The organism is Algoriphagus persicinus, assembly GCF_035156415.1.
In the GTDB taxonomy this organism is placed as follows: domain Bacteria; phylum Bacteroidota; class Bacteroidia; order Cytophagales; family Cyclobacteriaceae; genus Algoriphagus; species Algoriphagus persicinus.
The window spans coordinates 1-15,086 of the sequence record NZ_JAYEEY010000013.1; the positions used below are offsets into that span (position 1 = coordinate 1).

Annotated in this window: 15 protein-coding genes and 1 rRNA gene; 4 read left to right on the forward strand and 12 right to left on the reverse strand. The window is 41.3% G+C overall.

Annotated features, from left to right (window positions below):
* Positions 1 to 4: 4 nt before the first annotated feature.
* Positions 5 to 116: ribosomal RNA gene (rrf, locus tag U3A58_RS11495) — 5S ribosomal RNA — on the forward strand.
* A gap of 798 nt (positions 117 to 914) precedes the next feature.
* Here the strand turns inward: rrf and U3A58_RS11500 are convergent.
* From U3A58_RS11500 to U3A58_RS11510, 3 genes are all read right to left on the reverse strand, one after another.
* Complete coding sequence (locus tag U3A58_RS11500) at positions 915 to 1,295, reverse strand: iron chaperone (RefSeq protein ID WP_323823572.1); 381 nt, start codon at positions 1,293 to 1,295, stop codon at positions 915 to 917.
* A gap of 71 nt (positions 1,296 to 1,366) precedes the next feature.
* Positions 1,367 to 2,926 (reverse strand): M81 family metallopeptidase, encoded by a 1,560-nt coding sequence (locus U3A58_RS11505; RefSeq protein WP_323823573.1) that lies wholly within the window; start codon positions 2,924 to 2,926, stop codon positions 1,367 to 1,369.
* A 136-nt stretch (positions 2,927 to 3,062) separates the two neighbouring features.
* The gene (locus tag U3A58_RS11510) at positions 3,063 to 4,163 is read right to left on the reverse strand and encodes a VanZ family protein (protein ID WP_323823574.1); all 1,101 of its coding nucleotides are present in this window, start codon (positions 4,161 to 4,163) and stop codon (positions 3,063 to 3,065) included.
* 157 nt (positions 4,164 to 4,320) lie between these two features.
* On the opposite strand from U3A58_RS11510, the gene U3A58_RS11515 reads away from it, so the two are divergent.
* Entirely contained in the window at positions 4,321 to 4,659 is a 339-nt protein-coding gene (locus tag U3A58_RS11515; protein ID WP_323823575.1) for a nucleotide pyrophosphohydrolase, read from the forward strand.
* An 8-nt stretch (positions 4,660 to 4,667) separates the two neighbouring features.
* On the opposite strand, the gene U3A58_RS11520 is transcribed toward U3A58_RS11515, so the two are convergent.
* The 5 genes from U3A58_RS11520 to U3A58_RS11540 form a co-directional block, all read right to left on the reverse strand.
* Positions 4,668 to 6,146, reverse strand: coding sequence for a sulfatase (locus tag U3A58_RS11520; RefSeq protein ID WP_323823576.1), 1,479 nt, complete (start codon positions 6,144 to 6,146; stop codon positions 4,668 to 4,670).
* A gap of 112 nt (positions 6,147 to 6,258) precedes the next feature.
* Positions 6,259 to 7,743 carry an alpha-amylase gene (locus U3A58_RS11525; RefSeq protein WP_323823577.1) on the reverse strand — a complete coding sequence of 495 codons (1,485 nt, stop codon included), beginning with the start codon at positions 7,741 to 7,743 and terminating at the stop codon, positions 6,259 to 6,261.
* 297 nt (positions 7,744 to 8,040) lie between these two features.
* Positions 8,041 to 8,754, reverse strand: a complete 714-nt coding sequence (locus U3A58_RS11530; protein WP_323823578.1) for a 2-phosphosulfolactate phosphatase — start codon at positions 8,752 to 8,754, stop codon at positions 8,041 to 8,043.
* Between the two features lie 209 nt (positions 8,755 to 8,963).
* Positions 8,964 to 10,061 (reverse strand): glycine cleavage system aminomethyltransferase GcvT, encoded by a 1,098-nt coding sequence (gene gcvT / locus U3A58_RS11535; RefSeq protein ID WP_323823579.1) that lies wholly within the window; start codon positions 10,059 to 10,061, stop codon positions 8,964 to 8,966.
* Between the two features lie 107 nt (positions 10,062 to 10,168).
* The gene (locus U3A58_RS11540) at positions 10,169 to 10,495 is read right to left on the reverse strand and encodes a HesB/IscA family protein (protein ID WP_323823580.1); all 327 of its coding nucleotides are present in this window, start codon (positions 10,493 to 10,495) and stop codon (positions 10,169 to 10,171) included.
* A gap of 92 nt (positions 10,496 to 10,587) precedes the next feature.
* On the opposite strand from U3A58_RS11540, the gene mce reads away from it, so the two are divergent.
* Positions 10,588 to 10,989, forward strand: coding sequence for a methylmalonyl-CoA epimerase (gene mce, locus U3A58_RS11545; RefSeq protein WP_323823581.1), 402 nt, complete (start codon positions 10,588 to 10,590; stop codon positions 10,987 to 10,989).
* Positions 10,990 to 11,224: 235 nt separating this feature from the next.
* Positions 11,225 to 12,253: a thiamine-phosphate kinase gene (gene thiL, locus U3A58_RS11550; RefSeq protein ID WP_323823582.1), complete on the forward strand. Its 1,029-nt coding sequence runs from the start codon at positions 11,225 to 11,227 to the stop codon at positions 12,251 to 12,253.
* Positions 12,254 to 12,362: 109 nt separating this feature from the next.
* Here the strand turns inward: thiL and tsf are convergent, their stop codons facing one another.
* From tsf to rplM, 4 genes are all read right to left on the reverse strand, one after another.
* On the reverse strand, positions 12,363 to 13,193 hold the full coding sequence (gene tsf / locus U3A58_RS11555; protein WP_323823583.1) for a translation elongation factor Ts: 831 nt from the start codon (positions 13,191 to 13,193) through the stop codon (positions 12,363 to 12,365).
* A gap of 200 nt (positions 13,194 to 13,393) precedes the next feature.
* Positions 13,394 to 14,155: a 30S ribosomal protein S2 gene (rpsB, locus tag U3A58_RS11560; protein WP_323823584.1), complete on the reverse strand. Its 762-nt coding sequence runs from the start codon at positions 14,153 to 14,155 to the stop codon at positions 13,394 to 13,396.
* A 39-nt stretch (positions 14,156 to 14,194) separates the two neighbouring features.
* Positions 14,195 to 14,581, reverse strand: a complete 387-nt coding sequence (gene rpsI / locus U3A58_RS11565) for a 30S ribosomal protein S9 (RefSeq protein WP_323823585.1) — start codon at positions 14,579 to 14,581, stop codon at positions 14,195 to 14,197.
* Between the two features lie 9 nt (positions 14,582 to 14,590).
* Positions 14,591 to 15,034 carry a 50S ribosomal protein L13 gene (gene rplM / locus U3A58_RS11570; protein ID WP_086542575.1) on the reverse strand — a complete coding sequence of 148 codons (444 nt, stop codon included), beginning with the start codon at positions 15,032 to 15,034 and terminating at the stop codon, positions 14,591 to 14,593.
* Positions 15,035 to 15,086: the final 52 nt, after the last annotated feature.

Genomic DNA, 15,086 nt, shown 5'->3' on the forward strand with positions numbered 1-15,086 from the left:
AGATTTAGGCGGCCTAGCGCAGGGGTCCCACCTCTTCCCATCCCGAACAGAGAAGTTAAGCCCTGCAGCGCCGATGGTACTGGGGTTACACCCGGGAGAGTAGGTCGCCGCCTCATTTATTCTAAAGCCCTTTGGTTAATTCCATCGGGCTTTTTTGAGTTCAGCCCCACCCTATCTTGCTTGCCGGAGGCTAGCCCAGGATAGAAAGCGGAGGCCGACTCATCGATTCAATCTTTTTGGTAAATGCCATGAGGGTTTTCGAAATTTGTAGCTATTTGCTACTAGAGGTACCTGAAACAGATTTTTTTGTGATCCAGCTGACAAGTTTATGATCTGTTTATCTCAAGCATAAAAATCGGTCAGTACGCATAGGAAAAGAATCAATGAAGTTTACTTCTCTCATCTGTACTCTTAATACCTTTATTTTTTTTGAATGAACTTGATGAAGCGTTTAACAGCCCTTGGCTTGTTAATTTGGTATATGAGTATCCGCATTAAAGAAAGTATTAGAATTATGTCGGGTTTTAGTTAGAGTCTGCTGAAAAACTTAGCCATCGCAAATTATAAAAACCGGTACCGGCTGTGAGTTCCCATGTAAAAACACGTAAAAGTAGAATAGAGAGTAGAGTTAGGTAGCTGAATCAACACCTATTTGATGGATTTGCTGAAACGAATTCGAAAATGGATATTTTAAGTCCGCGAGAACCATAATCCCGCATTAGTTAGTATGATCACTTTCAAACCGAATAATATGAATTATCAGGAAGCTGCTGACTTGATTAGCAAGGGAGGTTTTAGGATTCCCCAGGTTTGAGAGAGTAAGTTGGATGCGATTCGATTCTGATTTCCACTGATATTTAAAACAGCAAGGAGGGAATACGAAGTTTTCTAGCGGTGACGAAAAAGGAGCTGAGTTAGGTTTTTTGTTTTTTCAGTTTTGCTTTTTCTTCAGCTTCAAGAAATCTAAACTTACTAATTGCTATAATTAAATCAATCGGCAAGGGTTTGTCTAGTGGGAATTGAATGGCACCCTTAGAAGTCACGTATTTGGTAAGTTCTTTTTTGAATTCGCTTACACCGCTATTCGTTGGATAAAAACCAATGTGCTTTTTTGCAGCGGCGAAATAAACCAACACCTCAGTGGTTTTGTAGGCTGGCATATGGTAGCTGATAACTTCTTTGGCTTTTGGTATAGCTTTCAAGATAGTAACCCGCATTTGCTCAAGCTTTTCCTGTACATCAGGTGAGCACCAGCTGAGATATTCTTCTACGGAGGAGGGTTTTGCGTTCATCATTTTCTAAAGTAGTTAGAGGTTAGATTTGAGACTTATATTCTCAGAAAGTTTTAAAAATTACTTTTTTGACTTTAATCGAGCTTATCCGCAGCACGCACCAATTTAGCACTCAAATCCGGGTCTTCCATGTCTTTATCCAACGGGAACATGGGCCGATTGATACGCTTATAACCTAATCTCTCCAGGTTCTGATCTACTCCGCCAGGTGTAAGGGCCATAATCCAATCTGCTCGCATTTCATACAATTCAGGGACTAAATACCCGATTTTCACGACTACTATATCTGCTTTTCTAGGATTCAAACCTAGGTTTGTGAAATCACTTTCATTATGATATGGCTTGCGTTTTTTGGTCACGATCACATGTACAGAACCAACTTTAACCACTGCCTCAATTTCAGCCGCCCCATCACCCTTTTTGATTGCTTCCACAGTTCCTTTGAGCATTACCGGAGGAGCAAATCTATCATCAATTGCTGCTCCTGCTGTACCTTCTACTTTTCCACCTACTCCTGCCGCTATTGCTTTCTCTACTAAATCAGGACCTGGGATAGAAGCATAAATCAACGTCGGGCCATTTTCGGATTTGAACTCAGGTCTCTTCAGGATTTCGGCCAAAGTCCAAGTCACATCTCCAGCACCACCAGCAGTTGGGTTGTCACCCATATCAGAGATCATAAAAGGCTTTTTATCAGAGGCTAGTGCCATCTTCAAGCTTTCTTCCAAAGTAGCTACTGGGGCTACAAATTCAAATTCATTCCGAACATTCCAAAAGCTTTGGGCAAGTTCCTCGGCTGACTCCGTCACAGCTTTTTCATCATCTCCGGTCACCATTACCACCGCATGATTTCTAGGTTCGTCCGCCCATGCATAGCCGATCCAAATTGCTGCGTCGATCACGCCTTCCTTTTTGGTCATGGGATCTACTTTTGCATAGAGACTTTTTCCGGGATCAATTCTGGTACTTGTCTTTTCGCCAGGAAGTAAAATCGGAATGGGAATCCAAGCTTTATATGCAGGCTTTCCTTTGCCACTTTCCAGTCTGTCCAGCATATTTTCCACTGCACGCTGCTTGGATTCTATCGCATCTTCATGTGGGGCCATCCTATAGCAAGTGATCAAATCTGTGTTTTCCGCCAATCTCCAAGAGACATTCCCGTGCAAATCCATGGACGTTGAGATCAACGTCTCCGGCCCAACCACTTCACGGACGCGGATGATAAAATCTCCTTCTGGATCATTCAATCCAACTACACTCATTGCACCGTGAATATCGAAGAAAAGTCCATGGTAAGGCAGATTCTTCTTGAGCATTACCAGAGTTTTTCCAACCAGTTCTTCGTATGCTTCACGAGTCACGATGCCGCCAGGAATGGCATGTCCCCTAAGCGTGGGAAACCATTCGGCTCTAGCTCTATTGGTTGAAGCAGAGTCGAGAAATGGATAATAATTGAAAATGTCTGCACCTTCTCTTGTCCGGAAAGCGGCTACGTCACTGGTTGCAGGGGAAAAAGTACTGGACTCTATAGCTAAGCCTGCAATGGCAATACGAGGAAGCGGTTTTGATTCTTTCTTAGTGGAGCAAGAAATAGTAGTTAATAGGGTAAAAAGAAAGGTGATATAATTTCTCATAGTTTTGTGGTCGATTTTATTTCCGGTGAAAATGACATATATACATTGGCAGGTTTCAATTTAGGGCAGTATAGTAAAACATTCACAAAAATTTCTAAGAATAGTTTGATTATAATGCTAAAATTTTTGAAAAATCTTACTGGTTTACATTCTTCTGATTTGCCAACACCTGCGTAGTATGTGCAAACCTATCCAGCCAACCTCTATGGTCTTTGCGGATAAAAGTGACCATGACAGTTCCAAAAAACCATATGGCCAAGAAAAGTAGATATAGGAATAAGTAGAGTTTGTCGTCAAAGCGAGTATCAATCAAGAACCTAGAAACCTCTCCGACCAAAAAGGGGAGAATCAAAAATATACCATACCGCGCTACCAGATCTTTATAGCCCAGCCTAAGACCGTCTATCCTGATGATCCGAATTCCGAGTAACTTTTTGCCGAAAGTCTGCCCATCGGTGATTTTACTGAAGAAAATAAAATAGAAGAAAATGAGGCCAACTTTCATCAGAGATAGCAGCCAGATATTTTCAGAAAGTCCCTCGATGATGTAGGAGGTAAATAAAATTACAAGTAAGGAATCTACAAAAATCGCTAAAAATCGCTGGGTTAGAGTGACTTCTGAATGATTGAGCAACGGCTTCCTGGATACGTTTGGTAGTACATTTGAATATCGAGCAATCACAAAGCCAATGATGCATCCAAAAGTATTGGTAATCAAATCATCTACTTCAAAATGCCTGTACCTGCATGGGTACAAGCCATATAGTGCTGTCAATTGAGTGATTTCAAAGAATAGTGAAGCTAGGAAGCCTATTAGTACAGCTAAACCTGCATTTTTAAGTTGGAATAAATACCTGAGAAAAAAACCAAGAGGCATAAGCAGCAAAACATTGAATGCCGTCACCATAAACGTGGTGCTTTTCACAATACTAAAAAGCGAGATATTGCCTCGAACTTCCCAGAAAGTATCTCTTACAAATCGGAACGGGAAAAAGCTTGGGTTGACTTTACCTATTCTGAATTCACAAAACCCTTCCGAGATCACTGGGAGAGGGAGTACTGTCAGAAAGAAGGCAGTCATCGCATAGAATCCGAAAATGTATAAAACCAAGCTTCTGTTAAGCTGAACATAGCCGATTCTTCTATATTGGAAATAGACAAAAGGGACTATACTTGCCATCGCAACGAGTGGGAAATAAAAGATTGAAGTTCGAATGGCTTCAAAATAACTGTTCATGCAATTTGTTTTGGCTCCGCTGGTCGCTTTTAAGGCTGCAGCTCCTTAGGTTCTCATTCCAAAAGAAATCCTTTTACAATAACCGATCCTTTTAGTGGTGAATTCATCAAATAATGCAACGTTAGATTGTTAATTTTGACTAAATCAATCCTTACCCATGAAAGACGAGATCACTTTAAAAGAAGCCCAAGAGCAAGTTGATCATTGGATCAAAACAGTTGGCATTCGCTACTTCAATGAATTGACTAATATGACCATTTTGATGGAAGAAGTAGGGGAATTGGCGCGGGTCATGTCCAGAACTTATGGAGAGCAATCTTTCAAAGAATCAGACAAAGGAAAGGATCTTGCGGATGAAATGGCCGATGTGCTGTGGGTTCTTATTTGTCTAGCCAATCAAACGGGCGTGGACCTTACCGAAGCCATGAAAAAGAACTTCGAAAAGAAGAATGTTCGTGACATCGATAGACATAAGAAAAACGAGAAGTTGAAATAGGCAGCTTATTACTTTTTGTCATAAAGCCCAGTATTTCCTTTTTCCAGCAAAGGCATCAATTCATCTACAATTTCGGGATTTTCTTCCGCAATATTCACTGATTCTAGCGGATCAGTCTGATGATCATACAACTCAATAGTCGGCTCAGCTTCTCTAAAATACTTTGTTAATCTATAGCGATCTGTGCGCATAGATATTCCCTTATTATAATAAGAGTAGGCCACGTTCCCCATCTGGGATTTCGTGGATTTTAGCAAATTGGCAAAGCTTTCTCCATCCACTCCAGAATGACTCTCAATTCCTACCAATTCCATAAGTGTAGGATAAATATCCACAGATTCCACAATGGAATTGTCTATTTTACTGACTTTAGATCCTGGGATTTTAAATATTAAGGCGCTGTTTAGTGCATTTTCAAAAAGTGTATGCTTCCCCCAAATCTGCTGTTCACCCAGATGCCAACCATGATCTCCCCAAATGATCACAATGGTGTTTTGATCCAAATCTAGCGCTTTCAGCTCATCTAAGATCAAACCAATCTGCGCATCTGAATAACTAGCGGCAGCATAATACGCATGCTTGATTTTCCTGGCATAAGCTTCAGAAAGTTGCTTGTTCACTCCGGCTTTTTCCTCTCCAAGCGCATATTGGTTGAATTCACCGCTTTCTAAAAGACTAGCGTTAGAAACACGATGAGGTTTTCCGGGGTTTTTGGCCAGAGGAATATCTACTTCATCATATAGATCCCAGTATTTTTTTGGAGAGGTGAAAGGTAAGTGAGGCTTGAATAGCCCGACACCCAGAAAAAATTGCCCTGATTGACCCTTCAGTTTTCGCAGTGTCTTGATTGCCAATTGTGTGGCAAGTCCATCTGGATAGCCCAAATCATCTACCTCACCAGCTTCGTAAGGTTTGACTTGCTTTTTTCTGCTTTGACGATTTTCTCCATCTGCATATCCAAAAAATGCATTCCAGCCAGTGCCCCATTTTCCACTATCGAAAAGCAATTCGTTCCAACTAAAAGGCAATTCTCTTTCCTCAGAAATCTCCTCTTCATAGCCATAAACATAACCGTCAGCGGAATGAGAAATCTTCCCGATTCCTACCGTGTAATAGCCGTTTCTTCTGAGATGATGGATGAATGTTTCTGGTATTTCCGATTCAGGTTTATCAGGGAATTCATCGGCCATGATGTTATTGCCCAATTCTGCTGTTCGACTAGGTCTTTTACCAGTGAGAAAAGCTGCACGGGAAGCCCCGCATGTCGGAACTTGCACAAAGTGATTGGTGAAACTTACTCCTTCGGATGCTAGTTTGTCTAGATTTGGAGTGATGATGGAGCTGTTTTCAAAATGTCCTAATTCAGCTCTTAAATCATCTACAGCAATAAAAAGGATATTAGGTTTATTAGTTTGGGCAATGCTCGGCAAATAGCTTTGGCTTAGAAATACAATGACAATAGCCTTTTTCAAAAGTGTAAAATCCATGTTTAGCTTTATTCAAAAAGTAAGCTAGTAGGTTTGCCTGTAAGATGAAAGCTGAATTGAAAAAGCTGAGAAAATAGAAAAGCGCAGACTTATAGTTCACCAGCACTTTTGATTAATTTTTATTTCCCTCAGTCCACACAGAAACTGATCCAGGAGCACAGTGGAAATCTGCCCAACCTGCTTCATTTACCCGAACCTCATCCTGGATTTTTCCTAATATATCGCGGAAACTTCTTCCAGAATACCTCCTGCCTATTTCCATAGAAATTGTAGCACCATCGGCATTTGAAAGTACAACTGCACAGCCACCGTGTTCATCGTCTCCTTCCCGAGTCCATCCGATAGCATTTGGCCGATCAAAGTAATCCCGCTGTGTACCAAAAGCAAAATCTTTTCTGGCATAAAGCATGGGTTCTAATTCATCCACCCTATCGATAAATATCTCGTAATCCTTGCCGTCTTCTCCTTTGTCCCAATAGCTTGCTCCGAAGAGATCAGGATAGAAAACGCAAGGGTATCCGTCTTGGCGGAGTAAAATCAAAGCATAAGCTAATGGCTTAAACCAAGACTCAACTGGAGCTTCCAGCGCCTGAAGAGGTTGAGTGTCATGATTGGAAACTAAAGTGACCGCTAATTTTGGACTATGGGAAGCAAGTGATTTGGTAAAAACCTCTCTCATGTCAAACTGACTGCCCATTGTAGAGGCCCTATGAAAAGTATCCTGCAAAGCAGAATCGAATAAACTCATCGTGCCATCTGTAGCCTCAATATATTTTGTCAACAACTCTAGATTCCCTGGAGCCCAATATTCTCCAACAGCAAATATGTTTTTGCCTGTTCTCTCTCTGATGAAATAAAGTAGTGCTTTGAAATAGCCAGGCGGTATATGCTTTACTGCATCAAGTCTCACACCGTCATAAAAGGTGAGTTCATGGAGCCAAAGTGCATATTTTAGGATTTCGTCTCTTACGGCAGGATTTCTAAAGTCAATGTCACAGAACATAAGGAAATCATAATTCCCCTTTTCGTCATCGACCATTCTCTCCCAATCGTCCCCATACTCGCTTAGCAGGTTGAATATACCATGCTCCTGATTGCGATGATCATAGTCCACACCAGTGAAGCAATGTCTATCCCAAATAAAATCCGAATAGATGCCATTTCTTCCAGGGAATTTAAATCGAGTATATGCTTCGATTTCAAAAGGTTCAGAAGTGTTTTTCAGACGATTTTCTTCTTTCACCCGCATGGCTTGTACTAGTTCTGATTCATCTCCACCGGCTTTGTGGTTTAGGACAAAATCAACAATAACCTGAACGCCGCGATCATGCAATGCTTGAGTAGCTTCTAGGAATTCATCTTTAGTGCCATATTTGGTCCTTATACTTCCTTTTTGGTCAAATTCCCCCAAGTCGAATAGGTCGTAGGAATCATATCCTACGCTCATGCCTCCAAGTTGTCCTTTGGAAGCTGGAGGAAGCCAAACGCTAGTGATTCCCAAATTTCCCAGATATTCTGCCTTCTCTTTTACTTCTTTCCAAAGCGTATCTTCTGGGGAATACCAATGGAAAAATTGCATCATTGTACCGTTTTTCATGTGTTTATAATTTTCTTTCAAAGGCCATAACCTGTCCCGTGACGAAGGAAACGGGATGGACTCGCATGGCAAGTAATCATTCTTCTGTGTCTCGCTTCCGGCATGCTTGATTTCATAACTGAAAGTTGGGTGGTTTAGTGGTTAAGTTTAACGGTAAACGCCAAATCCATTGGAGGGTTTAACTAATTTATTGTGAGACAATTAGTTGTTGTGAAATCGGCGAAATCAGGGGCAAAAAGCAAAAACCCAATAGTATCTCTATTGGGTTTTTGAAGTGACGTTTTTTTGGTTTGGTTTTTACCAGGTTTCAATCGCTAATAAGGTCTCGTCCTCAACTTTTCCCACTAATGAAAACAGATCCAAAGTCAGGCAAAAGTCAATATCTGAATCGATGTTATGATTTTGAAGTCGTTTGGCGTGTGAAGCTTGGGATAGAAAACCTTTCAAATCATGACCTTCTTTCTCATACAGTGATTTCATGGCTATAGCGCCATCATCCTCCGCCTCATGAGTCGCTTCAAGGGCTTTTACCAATGCTCCGGCATAAAGCGAGTCCTCCAGATTGAATTTCCCTTTCCAGCCCGCACAATGGATCAATACGTCTTTATCGCGAGATTGAATGTAACTGACAGTTGCTTGAAGATTAGGAAAAGCACCCACTAGGATTTCATCAGCCCCAATAGATTTAGAAATTGCCAGTGTGCCATTAGTGGTGGTCATAGCGAGCTTTTGGTTTTGAAAATCACCAGAAAGATAGGCTAGGGGAGAGTTTCCCAGTTGAAACCCATCTGCAGTGATACCATTTCTTTCTCCGGCAATTAAATAACCTGCAGATGCCATGGCTCTGCATTCTTCGAGGTCAGCGCAGGTCTTTATTTCAGAAATCCCATTTGCCAAAGCTGCTACCATAGTGGAGGTGGCGCGAAAAATATCGACCACTACTACCAGTTTGCCTTTCAGCTCATGCAAATGAATTAATTCCGGACTAAAGCAGATTTCTACTTGTTGCATTTGTTTACAATTGTTTTTCAATGGTCATATGGAATCTCGCCTAGGAAATAATCATCCCTCTGTGTATCGTTTTCGATATGCTCGATTTCATGTGATTATAATTGTTTTTTAAAGGTCACATAGCCTGTCCCGTCCGCCGCGGCGGATCGGGAGAATCTCGCATGGTTGATAATCATCCCAGAGTGTGACGTTTGGGGTTATGCTCGATTTCATTTGGCTTTTAATAGTGGGAGTTTTTCCACTTGAGCTTTAAGGTTCTTATTTCTTACTTGGATGAAAATCTCTGTTCCAGCTTTGCTGAACTTAGTTTTCACGTAACCCAGGCCGATCCCTACACTCATACTTGGAGATTGAGTGCCTGAGGTTACTTCTCCGATCACTTCTCCAGCAGCATCCAAGATAGGATAATGACCTCTTGGAATACCTCTTTCCTGCATGACAAACCCAACCAATTTTTTTGAAACCCCAGCTTCTTTTTGAGTCTTCAGTGCTTCGGAATTGGTGAAATCTTTTGTGAATTTGGTGATCCAACCCAGACCAGATTCCAATGGTGAAGTGGTGTCCGTGATGTCATTTCCGTAAAGACAATAACCCATTTCCATTCGGAGGGTGTCTCTTGCTCCTAAACCGATTGGTTTGATGTCAAAGTCTTTTCCAGCTTCGAAAACAGCTTTCCAGACTTTCTCGGCATCTTCATTTTTCACATAGATCTCAAATCCTCCAGAACCAGTATAGCCAGTTCCAGAGATGATCACTTCCTGAACTCCGGCAAATTCTCCTACAGTGAAATGGTAGAATTTTACCTCGGCTAGATTAACTGGAGTCAAAGATTGTACAGCTTCGATAGCTTTTGGGCCCTGGATAGCAAAAAGTGAAATCTCGTCCGAGATATTAGTGAGCTTAGCACCCATGGGATTATGAGTATTTATCCAATTCCAATCCTTATCGATGTTTGAAGCATTCACGACAAGCATGTACTTCTCGTCTTCAAATTTGTAAACGATCAGATCATCGACGATTCCACCAGTTTCATTGGGAAAGCATGAATACTGGGCTTGTCCAGCCACAATTTTGGAAGTATCGTTTGAGGTTACTTTTTGGATCAGGTTTAAAGCTTCTGGTCCTTCCACCATGAATTCACCCATGTGGGAGACATCAAAAACGCCAACGCCATTTCTCACACAAAGGTGCTCTTCATTGTCAGAACTGTATCTCACAGGCATGTTGTAGCCTGCAAAAGGCACCATTTTGGCACCAAGGGCAACGTGCAAGTCATTGAGTTGGATTTTTTTAATATGCTCTTCCATAATCTGGGTTAAATTCCTAGTGGGCAAAGGTAAGGATTGAGGTGAAAAATGTATTAAAAAAGGCAACCTGATGGGGTTGCCTTCTAATGATTAGCATGAATGTCAGTTTATACTGAGAAGCTTTCGCCACAGCCACAGGTTCTACTTGCATTAGGATTTACAAACTGGAAGCCTTTGCCATTCAATCCATCGGTAAATTCCAGCGTAGTTCCTGCTAGGTAAAGTAAGCTTTTTCTATCTACAAGAATTTTCACTCCCTTATCCTCGAATACGTGGTCGGTATCGACCTGAGCACCGTCAAAACCCAAATCATACATCAGACCTGAGCAGCCGCCACCTTTCACCGAAACCCGAATATTTTCATTTTCTGCGCGTCCTTCTTCTCTTTTGAGCTCTAGGATACGCTCTTTGGCTTTGTCAGAAACGATTATCATATCTTTATATTTATTACTTTGTCTTAAGTTGAAGTATTGGGAAAACAGTAAGAATCCCAAAATGATTCACTGCAAATATAGCAAATTTAAACATGAGGAAAATCGAGCATATTGGAATAGCGGTAAAGGATCTTGAGAAGTCTAATTCACTTTTTGCGAAGCTTCTTGGGAAGAAGCACTTTAAAACGGAGGAGGTGGATGGTGAAATGGTGACTACATCTTTTTTCCAGATTGGAGAAACGAAGGTAGAACTGCTCCAGGCAACGGATGAAAATAGTCCAATTGCTAAATACTTGGAAAAAAGATCAGAAGGAGTTCATCATATTGCATTTGATGTAGAGGATATCCTGGCTGAAATAAAAAGGTTAAAAGATGCGGGTTTCGAAATCCTGAATGAAATGCCAAAACTGGGAGCAGACAATAAATTAGTGGTATTTTTGCATCCTAGAAGCACGAATGGGGTATTGATTGAGTTGTGTCAGGAGAGGGATTGACTTCGGTATTCAACATGCATCATTGTCAATTCAAAATTGGAAGATAGGAATTCCTTGTCCTCCGTGGCGGATTAAATAATCACACTGATAATCACACTGATAATTAAGAATTGAATATGGGATCAACTTAACTTTGCCCAATGTGAATCGTACTTCTTAGGGCTGAAATTGCAGGAAGTGCTAAAAATTAAATGAAATTAAACCGTTGCGTTGTTGCGTCGCCGCGAAAAATATTATGTCAGAAAAGAGAACAGAAATAAGCGATTTGGGTGAGTTCGGTTTGATCGATCACCTCAATGAAAAAGTAATTATTAAAAATTCCAGCACTTTGAAGGGTATCGGAGACGATGCTGCGGTGATTGAAGCTGGAGATATGGTCAAGGTCATTACCACGGACCTATTGGTAGAAGGAGTTCATTTTGATTTGTCTTATGCTCCTTTGCCTCACTTGGGTTTCAAGGCTGTGGCCGTGAATGTGTCAGACGTGGCAGCTATGAATGCTGTTCCTAAGCAAATCACAGTTAGTATTGCACTTTCCAATCGGTTTTCTGTAGAAGCAATTGACGCCTTGTACGAAGGCATTCATGCGGCATGTGAGCATTATGGAGTGGATTTGATTGGAGGTGATACTACAGCTTCTAGGAGTGGCTTGGTGATCTCTGTGACTGCCATCGGAGAAGCGAAGTCTGAGCAAATCTCTTATCGATCGGGTGCCAAAGAAAAGGACATTCTGTGCGTGACAGGTGATCTTGGTGGAGCGTTGGTTGGATTGCAGATTTTAGAGCGTGAAAAAGAAGTATTTCTGGCCAATCCCGGTATGGAGCCTGATCTAGGAAAATACACCTTGGTGACTGCTCGTCAATTGAAGCCAGATGCTCGTGTGGATATCATCCATGAACTTCGGGAAATGGAAGTGGTGCCGACAAGTATGATGGATATTTCTGATGGATTGGCTTCTGAGATCTTTCATATCTGCAAAGCTTCGGGAGTAGGAGCTACGATCTATGAAGATAAGTTGCCAATTGATAAGCAGACTTTTGATACTGCTGTGGAGTTGGGTCTTGATCCGATCACCTGTGTGATGAACGGAGGAGAAGATTATGAATTGCTATTCACGATAGATCAGAAAGACTTTGCCAAGCTGGAAAAGCACTCTGATATCCACTTCATCGGACATATTACCAAGTCAGATGAAGGTAAATTTCTAGTGACCAAAAGTGGAACAGCGGTGCAGATTAAGGCGCAAGGCTGGAAGCATTTTTGAAAATTGGGGATTCATCCTGGTTGAGTTTTCAGACTTGGTCCTCAATAACCAAAAAACCTCTTCAAACTTAATTGAAGAGGTTTTTTTATAATTCGGAATTTCATTCGGATTAACCGATAGAAACTCTTTTGAATGCAGAAGCTGTCATTCCTTTGTTTACACCGTCAAGGTATTGAGCTATAGTTTTGTTGTTGTCTTTTACAAAAGACTGGCTCAACAAGGTATTTTCTTTGTAGAACTTGTTCAATTTGCCCAAGGCGATTTTTTCAAGCATTTCTTCAGGTTTGCCTTCAGCTCTTGCTTGCTCTTTTCCTACTTCGATTTCTCTTTCTACTACTGAAGAGTCCACTCCATCTTTATCAAGTGCCACTGGATTCATTGCAGCAATTTGCATGGCTACGTCTTTACCAGCTTCTTCTACGTCAGTTCCGCCCGTGTTAGTCAATCCTACCAATACCCCTAATTTACCATTAGAGTGGATGTAAGAAACTACAGTTTCAGCTTCGATGATTTCGAAATGAGATACTTCGATTTTCTCACCGATTTTGCCAGTCATCTCAACGATTTTTTCAGCAACAGTCAAGCTTTCGAAAGGAAGTGCATAGAGTTCTTCAACGGAAGATGCACCTTTCGCGACTGCAAGATCAAGCAACTCATTAGCAAAGCTAACGAAGCCATCATTTTTAGCTACGAAGTCAGTTTCACAAGTCAAGGTAAGCAGTACACCTTTAGCACCATTTTCAGACACTTTAGTTACAGCTACACCTTCTTTAGTCTCACGATCAGCTCTGGAAGCAGATACTTTTTGACCTTTCTTTCTGAGGATATCAACTGCTTTTTCGAAATCGCCTTCTGATTCTGTCAAAGCTTTTTTGCAATCCATCATACCGGCACCGGTCATTTGTCTCAATTTGTTTACTTCTTGTGCAGTAATTGCCATTGTGTTATCAGTTTAAAATAAAACGGGATAAATTCTTTTGAAGCCTTGCGGATAGCTTCTGGAAGAAAGCCAGTGCCCGAAAGGTTATTATAGGTACTTCTCGGTGGCTGGCACCTCGAAGGGTAGGATAAAACAAAAAAATTGAACATAGGCCGAAACCTGATGTTCAATTTTTAATTTATTTCAAATCAAGGTGTGGATTATTCTTTTGTTTCGGCGTCCACAGCTTTCTTAGCCTCTTCCTCTTCAGAAAGTTTAGCCTCTTCTTTGTCTTTCTTGCGCTCTGAAAGACCTTCCTCGATAGCTGCACCGAACGCTTTAACTAGTAAAGAAACGGACTTGAAAGCATCATCATTAGCTGGGATTGGGAAATCTACCTCGTTCGGGTTAGAGTTCGTATCAACTAATGCGAAAACAGGGATACCAAGCTTTTTCGCCTCAGCAATTGCGATGTGTTCTCTTTTGATGTCCACAATGAAAAGTGCTGCAGGTAGTCTGCTCAAGTCAGCGATACCGCCAAGAACATCTTCCATTTTGTCTTTCTGACGGGAAACCATCAAACGCTCTTTTTTCGCAAGGTTCTTGTAAGCTTCCTCTTTCATCAATTTGTCCAAGCCGGACATTTTCTTCAATGATTTACGGATAGTCGCGAAGTTGGTCATCATACCACCTAACCATCTTTCGGTTACGAAAGGCATGTTAAGTCTTTTCGCTTCAGTAGCTACTAGATCTTTCGCTTGCTTTTTAGTAGCAACGAACATCACTTTTTTGCCTGAACGTACGATTTGCTTGATTGCGTTAGATGCTTCGTCGAGGCATACAAGCGTTTTGTTAAGATCGATAATGTGGATACCATTTCTCTCCATGAAAATGTATGGAGACATTCTTGGATCCCACTTTCTCGTCAAGTGTCCGAAGTGAACACCAGCATCTAGTAAGTCTTTATATTCTAATTTTGCCATTATAAAATGTGTTTTTCTATATAAGGAGGAATCTCCAGATTAACGTTTAGAGAACTGGAATTTTCTTCTTGCTTTTCTACGTCCTGGCTTCTTACGTTCTACCATTCTAGGATCACGAGTCAGGAAGCCTTCTTTTTTTAATGCAGGTCTGTGCTCTGCATCAAATTCGCACAAAGCTCTGGAGATAGCCAAGCGGGCTGCTTCTGCCTGACCTGTAATTCCTCCTCCGTCTACATTGATCTTGATGTCGTAGTTGCCATCCACGCCTACTAAAGCTAATGGCTGCTTCACTACGATCCTGTGGAGCTCAAATGGGAAGTAAACTTCCAAAGATCTGTTGTTTACGGTGATTTCACCTTTTCCTGGAGCCATGTATATTCTGGCTACAGAGGTTTTTCTTCTACCGATTTTGTTGATCATTTCCATAATAGACGATTAAAGAGTGATGGCTTTAGGCTGCTGTGCAGTATGAGGATGTTCAGATCCTTCATACACGTACAGGTTGCCGTATAATTTTCTTCCCAATCTGTTTTTAGGCAACATGCCTCGTACAGCTTTCTCGATCAAGATTGTTGAAGATTTCTCTTTCAATAGTCTTGGCGTAGAAATCCGCTGTCCTCCTGGATAACCCGTGTGTCTCACATAAACTTTGGAGTCCCACTTATCACCAGTTAGTCTGATTTTGTCTGTATTGATTACAATGACGTTGTCACCACAATCAACGTGAGGAGTGAAGCTTGGCTTCGTCTTTCCTCTTAAGATTTTCGCTACCTCACTAGCCAATCTACCTAAAACTGCAGCTTGGGCATCCACTACCACCCATTGCTTTTCTACAGTTGCGGCATTGGCTGATACGGTCTTATAGCTCAAAGTATCCACTGTGTAACTGTTTAATATTTAGCTTGTTAAATTTATTTCACCCTCAAAAAGG

What these genes read in the sequence shown, in the direction of transcription:
- U3A58_RS11520 (WP_323823576.1), bottom strand. Translation starts at nt 6,146, where the DNA reads ATGGATTTTACACTTTTGAAAAAGGCTATTGTCATTGTATTTCTAAGC.
- U3A58_RS11540 (WP_323823580.1), bottom strand. Translation starts at nt 10,495, where the DNA reads ATGATAATCGTTTCTGACAAAGCCAAAGAGCGTATCCTAGAGCTCAAA.
- U3A58_RS11505 (WP_323823573.1), bottom strand. Translation starts at nt 2,926, where the DNA reads ATGAGAAATTATATCACCTTTCTTTTTACCCTATTAACTACTATTTCT.
- U3A58_RS11525 (WP_323823577.1), bottom strand. Translation starts at nt 7,743, where the DNA reads ATGAAAAACGGTACAATGATGCAATTTTTCCATTGGTATTCCCCAGAA.
- U3A58_RS11515 (WP_323823575.1), top strand. Translation starts at nt 4,321, where the DNA reads ATGAAAGACGAGATCACTTTAAAAGAAGCCCAAGAGCAAGTTGATCAT.
- U3A58_RS11530 (WP_323823578.1), bottom strand. Translation starts at nt 8,754, where the DNA reads ATGCAACAAGTAGAAATCTGCTTTAGTCCGGAATTAATTCATTTGCAT.
- U3A58_RS11510 (WP_323823574.1), bottom strand. Translation starts at nt 4,163, where the DNA reads ATGAACAGTTATTTTGAAGCCATTCGAACTTCAATCTTTTATTTCCCA.
- tsf (WP_323823583.1), bottom strand. Translation starts at nt 13,193, where the DNA reads ATGGCAATTACTGCACAAGAAGTAAACAAATTGAGACAAATGACCGGT.
- rpsI (WP_323823585.1), bottom strand. Translation starts at nt 14,581, where the DNA reads ATGGAAATGATCAACAAAATCGGTAGAAGAAAAACCTCTGTAGCCAGA.
- U3A58_RS11500 (WP_323823572.1), bottom strand. Translation starts at nt 1,295, where the DNA reads ATGATGAACGCAAAACCCTCCTCCGTAGAAGAATATCTCAGCTGGTGC.
- thiL (WP_323823582.1), top strand. Translation starts at nt 11,225, where the DNA reads ATGTCAGAAAAGAGAACAGAAATAAGCGATTTGGGTGAGTTCGGTTTG.
- rpsB (WP_323823584.1), bottom strand. Translation starts at nt 14,155, where the DNA reads ATGGCAAAATTAGAATATAAAGACTTACTAGATGCTGGTGTTCACTTC.
- gcvT (WP_323823579.1), bottom strand. Translation starts at nt 10,061, where the DNA reads ATGGAAGAGCATATTAAAAAAATCCAACTCAATGACTTGCACGTTGCC.
- mce (WP_323823581.1), top strand. Translation starts at nt 10,588, where the DNA reads ATGAGGAAAATCGAGCATATTGGAATAGCGGTAAAGGATCTTGAGAAG.